Source organism: Paraplanobispora siamensis (assembly GCF_016863175.1).
GTDB classification, from domain to species: domain Bacteria; phylum Actinomycetota; class Actinomycetes; order Streptosporangiales; family Streptosporangiaceae; genus Planobispora; species Planobispora siamensis.
Map to the genome: position 1 here is coordinate 1 of NZ_BOOJ01000067.1, position 13,063 is coordinate 13,063.

At 72.6% G+C, this 13,063-nt stretch carries 11 protein-coding genes; 9 read left to right on the forward strand and 2 right to left on the reverse strand.

Annotated elements, in window-relative coordinates; genetic code table 11:
* Positions 1-12: 12 nt before the first annotated feature.
* On the reverse strand, positions 13-894 hold the full coding sequence (locus Psi01_RS35645; protein ID WP_204068576.1) for a deoxyribonuclease IV: 882 nt from the start codon (positions 892-894) through the stop codon (positions 13-15).
* A gap of 67 nt (positions 895-961) precedes the next feature.
* Positions 962-2,563 (reverse strand): PucR family transcriptional regulator, encoded by a 1,602-nt coding sequence (locus tag Psi01_RS35650; RefSeq protein WP_204068577.1) that lies wholly within the window; start codon positions 2,561-2,563, stop codon positions 962-964.
* Positions 2,564-2,781: 218 nt separating this feature from the next.
* On the opposite strand from Psi01_RS35650, the gene uraD reads away from it, so the two are divergent.
* The 9 genes from uraD to Psi01_RS35695 all read left to right on the forward strand — a co-directional run bounded on the left by uraD (position 2,782) and on the right by Psi01_RS35695 (position 12,911).
* A complete protein-coding gene (gene uraD / locus Psi01_RS35655) occupies positions 2,782-3,315 on the forward strand; it encodes a 2-oxo-4-hydroxy-4-carboxy-5-ureidoimidazoline decarboxylase (protein ID WP_204068578.1) in 534 nt (177 codons plus the stop codon).
* Positions 3,312-3,653: a hydroxyisourate hydrolase gene (uraH, locus tag Psi01_RS35660; protein WP_204068579.1), complete on the forward strand. Its 342-nt coding sequence runs from the start codon at positions 3,312-3,314 to the stop codon at positions 3,651-3,653. Before uraD ends, uraH begins: the two co-directional genes overlap by 4 nt.
* Positions 3,654-3,656: 3 nt before the next feature.
* Positions 3,657-4,571 (forward strand): factor-independent urate hydroxylase, encoded by a 915-nt coding sequence (pucL, locus tag Psi01_RS35665; protein ID WP_204068580.1) that lies wholly within the window; start codon positions 3,657-3,659, stop codon positions 4,569-4,571.
* A 5-nt stretch (positions 4,572-4,576) separates the two neighbouring features.
* On the forward strand, positions 4,577-5,452 hold the full coding sequence (locus Psi01_RS35670) for an FAD binding domain-containing protein (protein ID WP_204068581.1): 876 nt from the start codon (positions 4,577-4,579) through the stop codon (positions 5,450-5,452).
* Complete coding sequence (locus tag Psi01_RS35675) at positions 5,452-5,925, forward strand: (2Fe-2S)-binding protein (protein ID WP_204068582.1); 474 nt, start codon at positions 5,452-5,454, stop codon at positions 5,923-5,925. The genes Psi01_RS35670 and Psi01_RS35675 overlap by 1 nt, the downstream gene beginning before the upstream one ends.
* Positions 5,922-7,310, forward strand: a complete 1,389-nt coding sequence (locus Psi01_RS35680) for an 8-oxoguanine deaminase (protein ID WP_204068583.1) — start codon at positions 5,922-5,924, stop codon at positions 7,308-7,310. Before Psi01_RS35675 ends, Psi01_RS35680 begins: the two co-directional genes overlap by 4 nt.
* Positions 7,307-9,643, forward strand: coding sequence for a xanthine dehydrogenase subunit D (pucD, locus tag Psi01_RS35685; protein ID WP_373872534.1), 2,337 nt, complete (start codon positions 7,307-7,309; stop codon positions 9,641-9,643). Before Psi01_RS35680 ends, pucD begins: the two co-directional genes overlap by 4 nt.
* Positions 9,644-9,901: 258 nt before the next feature.
* Positions 9,902-11,350 (forward strand): NCS2 family permease, encoded by a 1,449-nt coding sequence (locus Psi01_RS35690; RefSeq protein ID WP_204068584.1) that lies wholly within the window; start codon positions 9,902-9,904, stop codon positions 11,348-11,350.
* A 331-nt stretch (positions 11,351-11,681) separates the two neighbouring features.
* A complete protein-coding gene (locus Psi01_RS35695) occupies positions 11,682-12,911 on the forward strand; it encodes an XdhC family protein (RefSeq protein WP_204068585.1) in 1,230 nt (409 codons plus the stop codon).
* Positions 12,912-13,063 lie beyond the last annotated feature (152 nt).

Below are 13,063 nucleotides of genomic sequence, written 5' to 3' on the forward strand. Positions count from 1 at the left end.
ACCGGCGCCTCCTCACGGGGCTGCGGGATAAGGCGGAGTCGCGGAGTCGGAGCCGGAGTCACGGAGTTTCTTCAGCAGTTCGATGTCCTCGCGGTGCTTGTCGGCGCCGCCCGGGGTCTCGATGCACAAGGGGATGCCCGCCGCCGCGGGGTGGCGCATCAGGTTGGCGAAGGCCTCGGCGCCGATGTGGCCCGCACCGATGTTCTCGTGCCGGTCCTTCTTGGAGTCGCAGACGTCCTTGGAGTCGTTGGCGTGGATCAGCTTGAGGCGGCCGGGGGCGATCGCGTGCAGGGCGTCGAAGGTCTCCTGGATGCCCTCGGGGGTCGACAGGTCGTGCCCGGCGGCGAAGGCGTGGCAGGTGTCCAGGCAGATGCCGGCCTTCGGGTGCCACTCCAGAGCCTCCAGGTAGGGCTCCAGGTCCTGGACCGTCGCGCAGAGCATGCCACCCTGCCCGGCCATCGGCTCCAGCAGCAGGTCGGGGCCGTCGTCGGGGATCGCGTCCAGCAGCGGGAGCAGGTGCTCGTGGAGCTGGCGCAACGCCTCTTCGCGGGTCTGGCTGACGGCCGACCCGGTGTGCACCACCACGCCCTTGGCGCCGATGGCGGTGCCGCGCAGCAGGTTGTGCCGTACGGTGGCCACCGACTTCTCCAGCGTCTCGACGGTGGGGGAGCCGAGGTTGACGAGGTACGGCGCGTGCACGAAGGTCGGCATGCCCGACTCGCGCAGCCGCTCGTCCTGGATCGGGTCACCCACGGCCAGCGCCCAGCCGCGAGGGTTGGTGACGAACACCTGGATCACCTCGGCGCCGATGTCCGAGGCGTAGCGCAGCCCGCCCTTGGCCAGGCCGCCGGTGACGGAGACGTGTCCGCCGATGGGGGAGAGAGGAGAAGTCATGATGCTCCGATTCTAGGTCCACCGGCCGACAACCAGCGAGAACGACTCAGCGAGGGCGGGAGCCGGATCAAGGAGTCCCCGGGCCGCGGCGCGCGGCGTCGCCGTAGAGACGCAGGGCGAGGAAGAAGTCGACGCGGTCCTCCAGGCGTGACAGGTCCCGGCCCGTCAGGTCCTGGATCCGCTGGATCCGGTAGCGCAGCGTGTTGACGTGGACGTGCAGGATCTCCGCGCACTTCGTCCACGACCCCGACACCTGCAGGAACGCCTCCAGCGTGCGGACCAGGTCGGCCCGGTGCTCCTGGTCGTAGCCGCGCAGCGGGTCCAGCAGCCGGACCCGGAACATGTGCCGGATGTCGTCGGGGACCGAGGCCAGCAGCAGCACGTGGGTGGCCAGCTCGTCGTGGCCGACGACCGCGTCCGGCTCGGCGCGGCCCTCGGCCATCCGGCGGGCGTAGCGGGCCTCCTCGACCGCGCCGCGCAGCCCGTCGACCGAGGCGATCCCGCTGACCCCCACGGTGAACCCGCCGGTGCCCAGCCCCGGCGCCAGCGCCCGCACGGCCTCGCGCACCTCGGCGGTGACGTCGGACTCCGGAGCGGGGATGAGCGCGATGACCTCCTCCCCGGCCACGCCCACCACCGGGGACGCGCACGAGCGGCTGAGGATCTCCCTGACCACGACCCGCAGCTCGCCGGGGCGCAGTGCCCCGCGCGCGGCCGCGGCCACCGCCACGAAGCCCCGCCCGGCGGCGCCCGGGGCGGTGTCCGGATGGGCGGTCAGGCCGGTGACCTGGAGCCGGGGCAGGATGTCGCTGGGCTTGCCGTCGGAGACGACGAGCTGCACCAGCTCTTGGGCGATGCGGCCCTCGGGGCTGAACCGGTCGTCCAGCCGGGCGCGCTCCAGGGCGACCACCGCCACGAGTTCCCCGGCCAGCGCCCGCCGTTCCTCCGGCCAGTCCTCGAAGGCGCCCTGGAAGGCCAGGAACCAGTCGGCGACCCGCGGGGTCGTCTGCTCGTCCACCGCGAAGACCGAGTATCGCCCGGCGTCGCCGCGTTCGACGTCGCGCAGCGTGCACGGCATGCGCTTGGCGGTCAGGAAGCCGCGGGCCAGCAGCGGGGCCACGCCCTCGGGCAGCGGGTGCGAGCCCGCCACCACGCGCCCGGCCGGGGTGAGCACCCAGCAGGGCATGCCCAGGTCGTGGCCGAGCAGATGGAGCACCGGGTCCAGGCCCGCGCCCGCGGTGGCGCCCGCCACGAGCCGGCGGTGCCGGTCCAGCACGGCCGTCATGTCGTTGGCCCTGGCGGCCGACAGCCGCCGTACGATCTGCTCGGTGACCTCGGCGAACGACATCTCCTGCGGCACGTGGAACAGCGGCATCCGGTGCCGCCGGCAGGCCTCGACGAGATCGCCGGGGATCTCGCCCCAGCGCGTGTCGCCGGCGCCCAGCGCGGACACCCCGGCGTTGACCAGGCTGCGCACGAACCGCTCGCTGTCCTCCGGGCTCTGCCGCCAGACCAGCCCGGTCAGCACCAGCTCGCCGCCGTTCAGATAGCGGCCGGGGTCGAGCAGGTCGGTGGTGACGACCCAGCGGATCGTCCGGTCCAGCTCGTCGTGGCCCGTGACCGGTGACAGTCCCAGCTCGGTCATCTCCACCAGCGTGCTCAGTCGCATGCGGAGCCTCCGTTCCTCGGCGGTGAGGGTAACCCAGCCACGGCGCCGGCAGAACCGGGCGTCGGGGGGCGACATCGGCACGATACGGAGACGACACGTGTCCGACACGTGAACGGCCGTGTCTTGGAGCATGACACGAAAACCCGGGGTGAAGCCCTGACCCAGTTCGGAGTTCTTGCTGCTGGACCGTGCCGGGCGCCGGTGTGTGTACTGCTGGCATGCCGAACGTGAACTCCGCAGCACCGGCTGCGAGGCTGGCCGGCTTCAACGCGCTCGGCCCCGCCGACGCCGAGGCCGAACTGCTGACGTGCTGCGCCTCCCGGGCCTTCGCCCATACCGTGGCGGCGCTGCGCCCCTACCGCGACCTCGCCCAGCTGACCGCGGCTGCCGACGCCGCCGTGAACGGCCTGGCCTGGTCCGACGTGCGGGAGGCGCTGGAGGCGCACCCCCGCATCGGGGAGCGCGCCGGCGGGACCGGCCGGGAGTCGGCCTGGTCCCGCCAGGAGCAGTCCGGTGTGGACGCGGCCGAGCGGGCCGTGCTCGACGGGCTCGCCGAGGGCAACCTCGCCTACGAGGAGCGCTTCGGACACGTCTACCTGATCTGCGCCACCGGTCTGTCGGCCGGGGAGATGCTCGCCCGCCTGCGCGAGCGGCTGCAGAACGACGAGGACACCGAGCGCGAGGTGGTCCGCGCGGAGCTCGCCAAGATCACCCGGTTGCGCATGGCGAAGCTGCTGGGGGACCAGTCATGAGCCTGTCCACGCACGTTCTGGACGCGGCGCTCGGCCGGCCCGCGGCGGGCGTCGCCGTACGGCTGGAGAGCGGACCGGCCCGCGGCGGATCAGGAGACAAGGGTGAAGCGGTGGTCGTGGAAGGGCACACCGACGCCGACGGCCGGCTCTCGGGCTGGTCGCCGGGGGCGGGCGTCCACCGGCTGGTGTTCGACACCGGTTCCTACTTCGCCGAGCGGGGGGTGACCGCCTTCTACCCCGAGGTGGTCATCACCTTCACGATCGACGACCCGGATGAGCATTACCACGTGCCGTTGCTGCTCAGCCCGTTCGCCTATTCGACGTATCGAGGGAGCTAGCACATGACCGTCGTTCTCGGGCCCAACCGCTACGGGAAGGCCGAGACCCGCGTGGTCCGCGTCGTCAGGGACGGCGCGACCCACCACCTCAAGGACATCAACGTCAGCTCCTCGCTCTCGGGCGACATGGAGGAGGTGCACCTGACCGGCGACAACGCCGCGGTGCTGCCGACGGACACGCAGAAGAACACCGCCTACGCCTTCGCCAGGAAGCACGGCATCGACCAGATCGAGGACTTCGCGCTCCTGCTGGCCCGGCACTACGTGGCCTCCCAGCCCTCCATCCACCACGCCCGCGTGGAGATCGAGGAGTACTTCTGGGACCGCATCCCCGTCTCCGGCGGGCGCGACGGGCGGCACTCCTTCGTCCGCTCCGGCCGGGAGGTCCGCACCTGCGTCGTCCACCACGACCGCGACGGCCGCACCACCGTGGTCTCCGGCCTGAAGGACCTGGTGGTGCTCAACTCGACCGGCTCGGAGTTCCACGGCTACATCCAGGATGAGTACACCACCCTGAAGCCGACCACCGACCGCATCCTGGCCACCGCCGTCTCCGCCCGGTGGCGGCACGTCCCGGACGTCTCCTCCCGCGACTCCCACGACTCCGGAGACTCCCACGACTTCGGCGCGTCCTACGACGAGGTACGGCGCGGCCTGCTGGAGGCCTTCGCCGACACCCACAGCCTCTCCCTGCAGCAGACCCTGTACGCCATGGGCGAGCGGGTGCTGAAGGCGCGCCCGGAGATCTGCGAGGTGCGCATGGCCATGCCGAACAAGCACCACTTCCTGGTCGACCTGGAGCCGTTCGGGATGGACAACCCCAACGAGGTCTTCTACGCCGCCGACCGACCCTACGGGCTGATCGAGGGCGCCGTCCTCACCGACGACGCCCCCGACGCCGCTTTCGCCTGGGAGTGACCACGATGGATTTCCTGCGGCCCACCACGTGGGCGGAGGCGCTGGCCGCCAAGGCGGACCGGCCGGAGGCGGTGCCCATCCAGGGCGGCACCGACGTGATGGTGGAACTCAACTTCGACGTCCACCGCCCGGCCGCGCTGCTGGACCTGAACCCGGTCGCCGAACTGGCCGAGTGGACCCGTGAGGAGGACGGCCGGCTGCGGGTCGGCGCGGGCGTGCCGTACGTACGGCTGATCACCGAGCTGGGCAACCGGCTGCCCGGCCTGGCGCAGGCCGCGCGCACGGTCGGCTCGCCCCAGATCCGCAACCGGGGCACCGTGGGCGGCAACCTCGGCGCGGCCTCGCCCGCCGGGGACAGCCACCCGCCGCTGCTGGCCGGGGACGCGGTCATCGAGGTCGAGTCCGCCGCCCGCGGGGTGCGGATGATCCCGGCCGCCGAGTTCTACCTGGGCGTCAAGCGCAGCGCGCTGGAGCCGGACGAGCTGATCCGCGCCTTCTGGATGAGCCCGGCCGGCGGCCCGCAGTACTTCTCCAAGGTCGGCACCCGCAACGCCATGGTGATCGCGGTCTGCTCCTTCGCGATCGCACTGCACCCTGAGGAGCGCCGGGTCGGCACCGGCATCGGCTCGGCCGCCCCGACGCCCCGCCGGGCGCTGGCCGCCGAGGAGTTCCTGGCCGCCGAGCTGGACTGGGAGGCCCGGCTCGACGCCGCGCTGCTGGCCCGCTTCGGGGAACTGGCCGCGGAGGCGGCCTCCCCGATCGACGACGTGCGCGGCACCGCCGACTACCGCCGCCACGCCATCGGCGTGATGGCGCGCCGCACCCTGACCTGGGCCTGGAACGAGTTCCGGTCCGGACACTTCGAAAGGAGGGCCGGCTGATGCGCGTCACCTTCACCGTGAACGGCCGCCGGGAGACGGCCGACGACGTGTGGGAGGGCGAGAGCCTGCTGTACGTGCTGCGTGAGCGCGTGGGCCTGCCCGGTTCCAAGAACGCCTGCGAGCAGGGCGAGTGCGGCTCCTGCACCGTCTATCTCGACGGCACCCCCGTCTGCGCCTGCCTGGTCGCGGCCGGGCAGGCCGAGGGCCGAGAGGTCCGCACCGTCGAGGGCCTGGCCGACGGCGACCGGCTCGACCCGGTCCAGGAGGCGTTCGTGGAGTGCGGCGCCGTGCAGTGCGGCTTCTGCACCCCCGGCCTCGTCGTACAGGCCCACGACCTGATCGAGCGGGTCGCCCAGCCCTCGGACGCCGAGATCCGCGAGGCCCTGGCGGGCAACCTGTGCCGGTGCACCGGCTACGAGAAGATCCTCGACGCGGTACGGCTCGCCGCGGCCCGCAAGGCGGCCGCGTCGTGAGGACCGTGCTGATCGAGAACGCCTACCTCGCCCCCGTGGCCGGACCGGAGATCCCCTCCGGGTTCGTCCACGTCGAGGGCGACAAGATCGTGGCGCTCGGGGCCGGTCCTGCCCCGGCCATCCCGGGCGCCACCCGGATCGACGGCACCGGCTGCCTGGCCACCCCCGGCCTGGTCAACACCCACCACCACCTGTACCAGTGGGCCTCCCAGGGGCTCGCCCAGGACGCCACGCTGTTCGAGTGGCTGGTGGCGCTCTACCAGGTGTGGGCGGCGATGGACGCCGAGGTCGTCAGGGGCGCGGCCGGGGCGGGGCTGGGCTTCCTGGCCCTGTCCGGCTGCACCACCTCCTCCGACCACCACTACGTCTTCCCCTCCGGCCGCGGCGACCTGTTCGCCGCGGAGATCGAGGCCGCCCGCGAGGTGGGCATCCGCTTCCACCCGGTGCGCGGCTCGATGGACCGGGGGCAGTCGAAGGGCGGCCTGCCGCCGGACGTGGTGGTGGAGAAGCACGAGGAGATCCTCGCCGAGAGCGCCAAGGCCGTGGACACCTACCACGACCCCTCCTTCTCCTCGAAGCTGCGCGTGGCGATCGGCCCGTGCTCGCCGTTCTCGGTCAGCGCCGAGCTGATGGTCGAGGCGGCCGAGCTGGCCCGGGCCAAGGGCGTGCGCCTGCACACCCACCTGGCCGAGACGCTCGACGAGGAGGAGCACCTGCTTCAGCAGGTGGGCCTGCGCCCGGTCGACTACATGGAGAAGCTCGGCTGGCTCGGCCCGGACGTGTGGTTCGCCCACGCCGTCCACCTCAGCGACGCCGACATCGACGTCTTCGCCCAGACCGGCACCGGCTCGGCGCACTGCCCCAGCTCCAACGGGCGCCTGGGCGCGGGCATCGCCCGGGTCTCGGAGATGCTCGCCCGGGGCGCGATCGTCGGCCTCGGCGTGGACGGCAACGCCTCCTCGGAGCTGACCACGCTCTCCGGCGAGATGCGCCAGGCCATGCTCTTCCAGCGGGCGAAGTACGGTCCCACCGCGCTGACCGCCCGACAGGCCCTGGAGATGGCCACCCTCGGCGGGGCGAGGAACCTCGGCCGGGAGGCCGAGCTGGGCACCCTGGAGCCCGGCAAGCTCGCCGACATCGCCCTGTGGCGGACCGACGGCGCCTTCGCCTCGGCGATCACCGACCCGGTCGCCACCCTGGTCTTCGCCACCGCCCAGCCGCCGCTGGCCCGCCTGCTGGTGGGCGGGGAGACGATCGTCGAGGACGACGAGCTGCGCACGGTCTCCCAGGACGCGCTCGGCCGCGCCGGAGGTCAGGCCCACCGCCGCCTGCTGCGCCTGGCCGAGGAGCAGGGCTTCACCGCCGCCAAGGAGGTTCACTCGTGACGCTTACGGGCAGCAGGGGCGCCGCGCCGGTGCGCGCGCCGCGTGAGATCGCGGCCCCCGGGACCGGGGGAGTGGGCGACAGCCCGCTGCGCCCCGACGGGACGCTGAAGGTCAAGGGCGAGTTCGCCTACTCCTCCGACCTGTGGATCGACGGCATGCTCTGGGGCGCGACGCTGCGCAGCCCGCACCCCCGCGCGAAGATCGTCTCGATCGACGTCTCCGAGGCGCTGGCCCACCCCGGCGTGGCGACGGTGCTCACCCACGAGGACGTCCCCGGCCGCAGGCACTTCGGCCTGGACCACACCTGGGACCAGCCGGTCCTGGCCTTCGACGAGGTGCGCCACCAGGGCGAGCCGATCGCGCTGGTCGCGGCCGACCACCCGGAGACCGCGCGCCGGGCGATGGAGAAGATCCGGATCGAGTACGAGGTCCTGGAGCCGCTCACCGACGCCCGCCGGGCCGCGTTCGACCCGACCTACCCGCAGGTCCAGCCGCGCGGCAACCTCGCCCGCCACCAGCCGGTCCGGGTCGGCGACGTCGAGGCCGCCAAGGCCCGCGCCGAGGTGGTCGTCTCGGGCGAGTACCGGGTCGGCATCCAGGACCAGGCCTTCCTCGGGCCGGAGTCCGGCCTGGCCGTACCCGCCGAGGACGGCGGGGTGGACCTGTACGTGGCCACCCAGTGGATGCACAACGACCTCAAGCAGATCGCCCCGTGCCTGGGCCTGCCCGAGGAGAAGATCCGCATGACGCTCTCGGGCGTCGGCGGGGCCTTCGGCGGGCGCGAGGACCTGTCGATGCAGATCCACGCGGCCATGCTCGCGCTGCGCACCGGCCGGCCCGTGAAGATCGTCTACAACCGGTACGAGTCGTTCTTCGGCCACGTGCACCGGCACCCGGCCGAGATGCGCTACGAGTACGGCGCCACGAGGGACGGGAAGATCCTCTACGCCGAGGTGGAGATCCTGCTGGACGGCGGCGCCTACACCTCCGCGACGATGAACGTGGTCGGCAACGCGGCCTCGCTGGGCGTGGGACCGTACGAGATCCCGAACATCAAGATCGACGCCTACGGCGTGTACACCAACAACCCGCCCTGCGGCGCGATGCGCGGCTTCGGCGCGGTGCAGGCGTGCTTCGCCTACGAGTCGATGATGGACAAGCTCGCCGCGGCCTGCGGGCTCGACCCGGTCACCGTCCGGCAGGTCAACGCCGCCTCCCAGGGCAGCGAGCTGGCCACCGGCCAGGTGGTCTGGGCCCCGCTGCCGATGGCCGAGATGCTCCAGCAGGCCCGCGAGCTGCCCATGCCGCCCCCGCTGGACCCCGCGGACCTGCGCAACCTGCCCGGCGGCGCCTCGCAGACCACCCACGGCGAGGGGGTACGGCGCGGCGTCGGGTACGGCGTGGGCCTGAAGAACATCTGCTTCTCCGAGGGCTTCGACGACTACTCCACCGCCCGGGTCCGCCTGGAGGTGATCGGCGGCGAGGCGACCGTGCTGGTGCACACCGCCGCCGCCGAGGTCGGTCAGGGGCTGGTGACGCTGGAGGCCCAGATCGCCCGCACCGAGCTTGGAGTCGACCGGGTCGTCATCCACCCGGCCGACAACCAGGTCGGCGACGCCGGCTCCAGCTCCGCCTCGCGCCAGTCCTACATGACCGGCGGCGCGGTGATGACGGCCTGTCAGGCGGTGCGGGAGGGCGTGTTCGCCCTGGCCGCCGCCAGGCTGGGCCGTACCTACGACGACCTGTCGCTGGCCGGCGGGAAGGTCGTCTCGGAGAGCGCGGGCGTGCTCGCCACCATCGAAGACGTCCTCGGCGACGCCGTCGTCGAGGAGACCCGCGAGTACCACCACGAGCCGACCACGGGCATGGACCCCGTGACCGGCCGGGGAGACTCGCACACCCAGCTCGCCCTGTGCGTCCACCGGGCCGTGGTGGACGTCGACGTCGAGCTCGGCCTGGTGAAGGTCGTGGAGCTGGCCGCCGTCCAGGACGTCGGCAAGATCCTCAACCGCCTCTCGCTGGAGGGGCAGATCCACGGCGGCACCGCCCAGGGCCTCGGCCTGGCGGTGATGGAGGAGATCGTGGTCGCGGACGGCAAGGTGCGCAACCCGTCGTTCACCGACTATCTGATCCCCACCATCCTCGACATGCCGCCGATGCGCCTGGAAATCCTGGAGAACGCCGATCCGCGCGCCCCATACGGGCTGCGCGGCGCCGGGGAGCCACCCACGCTCTCCTCCACCCCCGCGATCGTCGCGGCCATCCGCGACGCCACGGGTCTCGCACTCACCCGAGTGCCGGTTCGTCCGGAGCACATCGCCGGAGGCAGTTGACCAACAGGGGCAGCCCTCACTCGTTATCGAAAACGCACCCTTTGTCAGGATTTATGCTGACTTGGGAGTTTGAGGGGTGCCCTGTGAATCCTCGCCGTGACGATCGCGGCAGGCGAGAAGGCTCACAGGACATCCCCATCCCCCGTGGGTGAACGGGAGAGACCCCACAACCGCACCCCCCTCGAACCATGCGGACGACCCCGGTCCGGCCACCGGGGTCCCTCCGTGGGTCGACTACGCCCTTGGGAGGGCCCGACCATGACCCAGCTGCAGACCCGGCCATCCGGCGACGATCCCGGGGCGCCCGGCGCCTCCGGGACCTCCCGGACCCGGATCGACCGCTTCTTCGACCTCACCGGCCGGGGGACCACGGTCGCCAGGGAGGTTCGCGGCGGCATCACCACGTTCGTGGCCGTCGCCTACATCATCCTGCTCATCCCCATCATCCTCAGCGGCGCCGAGGACGTGACCGGCGCCACGATGACCATCCCCCAGCTCACCACGGCGGTCGCGCTCTCCGCCGCGATCACCACGATCCTGATGGGCCTGGTGGGCAACGCCCCCTTCGCCCTGGCCTCCGGCCTCGGCATCGCCCCCGTGGTGGCCTTCCAGGCCGCCCCGCACATGACGTGGGACCAGGCCATGGGCCTGGTCGTGCTGGAGGGCGTGGTGATCGTGGTCTTCGCGCTCACCGGCATCCGGCAGCTCATCATGGACGCCATCCCCACCCCGCTCAAGCACGCCATCGGCGTCGGCATCGGCATGTTCATCGCGCTCATCGGCCTGGTGGACGCCGGGTTCGTCGGCCGGGGCGAGGGCACCGTGGTGACCCTGGGCGCCGGCGGGCGGCTGTCCGGCTGGCCCATCGTGGTCTTCTGCGTTGGCCTGCTGCTGATGTTCGCCCTGTTCGCCCGGCGCGTCCCCGGCGCCATCCTGATCGGCATCGTGGCCGCCACCGTGCTGGCCATCGTGATCAACGCGGTGGTGGACGGGGTGAAGTGGCCCGGCGTGGTCACGCCGGAGCTCCCCGAGAAGATCGTCTCCACGCCGGACTTCGGCCTGCTGTTCAACGTGGACCTGTTCGGCGGCTTCGGCGCCGCGGGCGTGCTCACCGCCACGGTGGTGCTGTTCACCCTGGTGCTGTCCGGCTTCTTCGACGCGATGGGGACCATCCTCGGCGTCGGCGAGGAGGCCGGGATGGCCGACGAGCAGGGCCGGATCCCGGGCGTCGGCAAGATCCTGACGATCGACGGCTTCGGCGCCGTCATCGGCGGCGTCACCGGCGGTTCCGCCAACACCATCGTGGTCGAGTCGGCCGCCGGAGTCGGGGAGGGCGCTCGCACCGGCCTCGCCAGCCTGGTGACCGGCGCGCTCTTCGCCGGGGCGATGTTCCTGACCCCGCTGGCGGCCGTCGTACCCGCCCAGGCCGCGGCCCCCGCCCTGGTCCTGGTCGGCGCCCTGATGATGACCGCCGCCCGCAAGATCGAGTGGGACGACATCGACCTCGCCATCCCCGCCTTCCTGACCATCGCGCTGATGCCCTTCACCTACTCCATCACCAACGGAGTCGGCGCCGGCGTCATCGCCTACACCGTCATCAAGGCCGCCCGCGGCCGCTTCGACCAGATCCACTGGCTCCTCTGGGTGATCAGCGCCATCTTCGTCGCCTACTTCGGCATCGGCGCCATCGAGGGCCTCTTCACCTGATCGCCCCACCCGCAGGACCAGGTCCCCCAGGGCGGCACCGGGGGAGTGGTCCTCCTGGCTGGAGGCGGCGGGGCAGGCGGTCGGGGCCGGGATGGTGGCTCCGGACGGTGTTGTCGGAGCAGGCGGCCGGGTGTTCCACCCGGCGCTCCGCCGCTTCGCCGGCGCCCTGCTTCCGGGGCGTCGGAGTGTCCCATCTGCCGCTCGCCCCGCCCCCCGCCGCTTCGCCGGCGCCCTTTCTTGAGGGCGCCGGGCCGGCGGGGGCGGGGCGGTGGTGGTCGGCGCCGTGGTACGGCGAGGGCCTGTTCTTCTGTGACGACTGGAGGTTCTTGCGATGCGTGAAATCGCCGGTGAGCTGCTCGGGTGGCTCGGGGAAGGGCGGGCGTTCGCGGTCGCCTCGGTGATCGGGGTCGGGGGGAGCGCGCCACGGCAGCCGGGGGCCGCGCTCGCGGTGAACGACGGCGGCGAAGCCGTCGGCAGCGTCTCCGGTGGTTGCGTCGAAGGCGCCGTCTACGAGCTCTGCCGGGAGGCGATCCGGACCGGGGAGCCCGCCCGGCAGAGCTTCGGTTACTCCGACGACGACGCCTTCGCCGTCGGCCTGACCTGCGGCGGGACCATCGAGGTGCTCGTCTGGCCGGTTCCGGCCGACTCTCCTGCGGCCTCGGTGCTCGCCGAGGCCCTGGAGGCGGTACGGCGGGGCGAGCCCGTCGCGATCGTCCGCGATCTCGGTGGCGCGGCTCCGGCCGAGGACACCGGCCCGGCCGAGGACACCGACCCGGCCGGCAGCACCGGCCAGGTCGAGGGCGTCCACGGCCGGCCGCGTCCGGACATCGGCCTCCTGGCGGTCTTCGGGGAGCGGGTCATCGGCGATCCCGGGGAGGGAACGACCGCCGGGGTCGTGGTGGCCGAGGCGCGGGCCATGCTGGACGCCGGGCTCACCGGCATCCGCACCGTCGGCTGCGACGGACGGGAGGTCACCGTCTTCGCCGAGGCCTACGCGCCCCCGCCCCGCCTGCTCGTCTTCGGCGCCATCGACTTCGCCGCCGCCCTCACCCGCGCCGGCCGCTTCCTCGGCTACCACGTCACCGTCTGCGACGCCCGGCCCGTCTTCGCCACCCCGCGCCGCTTCCCCGACGCCCACGAGGTCGTCGTCGACTGGCCGCACCGCTATCTCGCCCGCACGCGGGTGGACTCCCGGACCGTGGTCTGCGTGCTCACCCACGACGCCAAGTTCGACGTGCCGCTGCTGGAGGTCGCGCTCCGGCTCCCGGTCGCCTACGTGGGGGCGATGGGCTCACGCCGTACCCACACCGACCGCATGGCCCGCCTGCGCGCCGCGGGCCTGAGCGAGGCCGAGCTGTCGCGGCTGCGTTCGCCGATCGGCCTCGACCTGGGCGCCCGTACCCCCGAGGAGACCGCCCTGTCCATCACCGCGGAGTTCGTCGCCCTGCGTCGCGGCGGCACCGGCCTGCCCCTCACGCAGACCGCCGGTCCCATCCACCCCGCGGGCCGGGCCGTATCCGCCGGGCGTCCCCGCCTGGGCGTTCCCGGAGAGGCCGCGTGAGTCCCTTCCGCCGAAAGTCCCGCGCCGGGAGTCGCTCCGGTCGTTGAGAGAGCTCCATCTCGTTTCCCCGGCTAGAAGGGGATGCTCTAGCGCGATGGGACGTGATCCCCGCCGGTGCGACGTCGGTTCTCCGGCTCCCCCGGTCACATGCT

Bases quoted from the DNA above. Each gene is read 5' to 3' on its own strand.
- Psi01_RS35645 (WP_204068576.1), bottom strand. From the start codon at position 894: ATGACTTCTCCTCTCTCCCCCATCGGCGGACACGTCTCCGTCACCGGC.
- Psi01_RS35650 (WP_204068577.1), bottom strand. From the start codon at position 2,563: ATGCGACTGAGCACGCTGGTGGAGATGACCGAGCTGGGACTGTCACCG.
- uraD (WP_204068578.1), top strand. From the start codon at position 2,782: ATGCCGAACGTGAACTCCGCAGCACCGGCTGCGAGGCTGGCCGGCTTC.
- uraH (WP_204068579.1), top strand. From the start codon at position 3,312: ATGAGCCTGTCCACGCACGTTCTGGACGCGGCGCTCGGCCGGCCCGCG.
- pucL (WP_204068580.1), top strand. From the start codon at position 3,657: ATGACCGTCGTTCTCGGGCCCAACCGCTACGGGAAGGCCGAGACCCGC.
- Psi01_RS35670 (WP_204068581.1), top strand. From the start codon at position 4,577: ATGGATTTCCTGCGGCCCACCACGTGGGCGGAGGCGCTGGCCGCCAAG.
- Psi01_RS35675 (WP_204068582.1), top strand. From the start codon at position 5,452: ATGCGCGTCACCTTCACCGTGAACGGCCGCCGGGAGACGGCCGACGAC.
- Psi01_RS35690 (WP_204068584.1), top strand. From the start codon at position 9,902: ATGACCCAGCTGCAGACCCGGCCATCCGGCGACGATCCCGGGGCGCCC.
- Psi01_RS35695 (WP_204068585.1), top strand. From the start codon at position 11,682: ATGCGTGAAATCGCCGGTGAGCTGCTCGGGTGGCTCGGGGAAGGGCGG.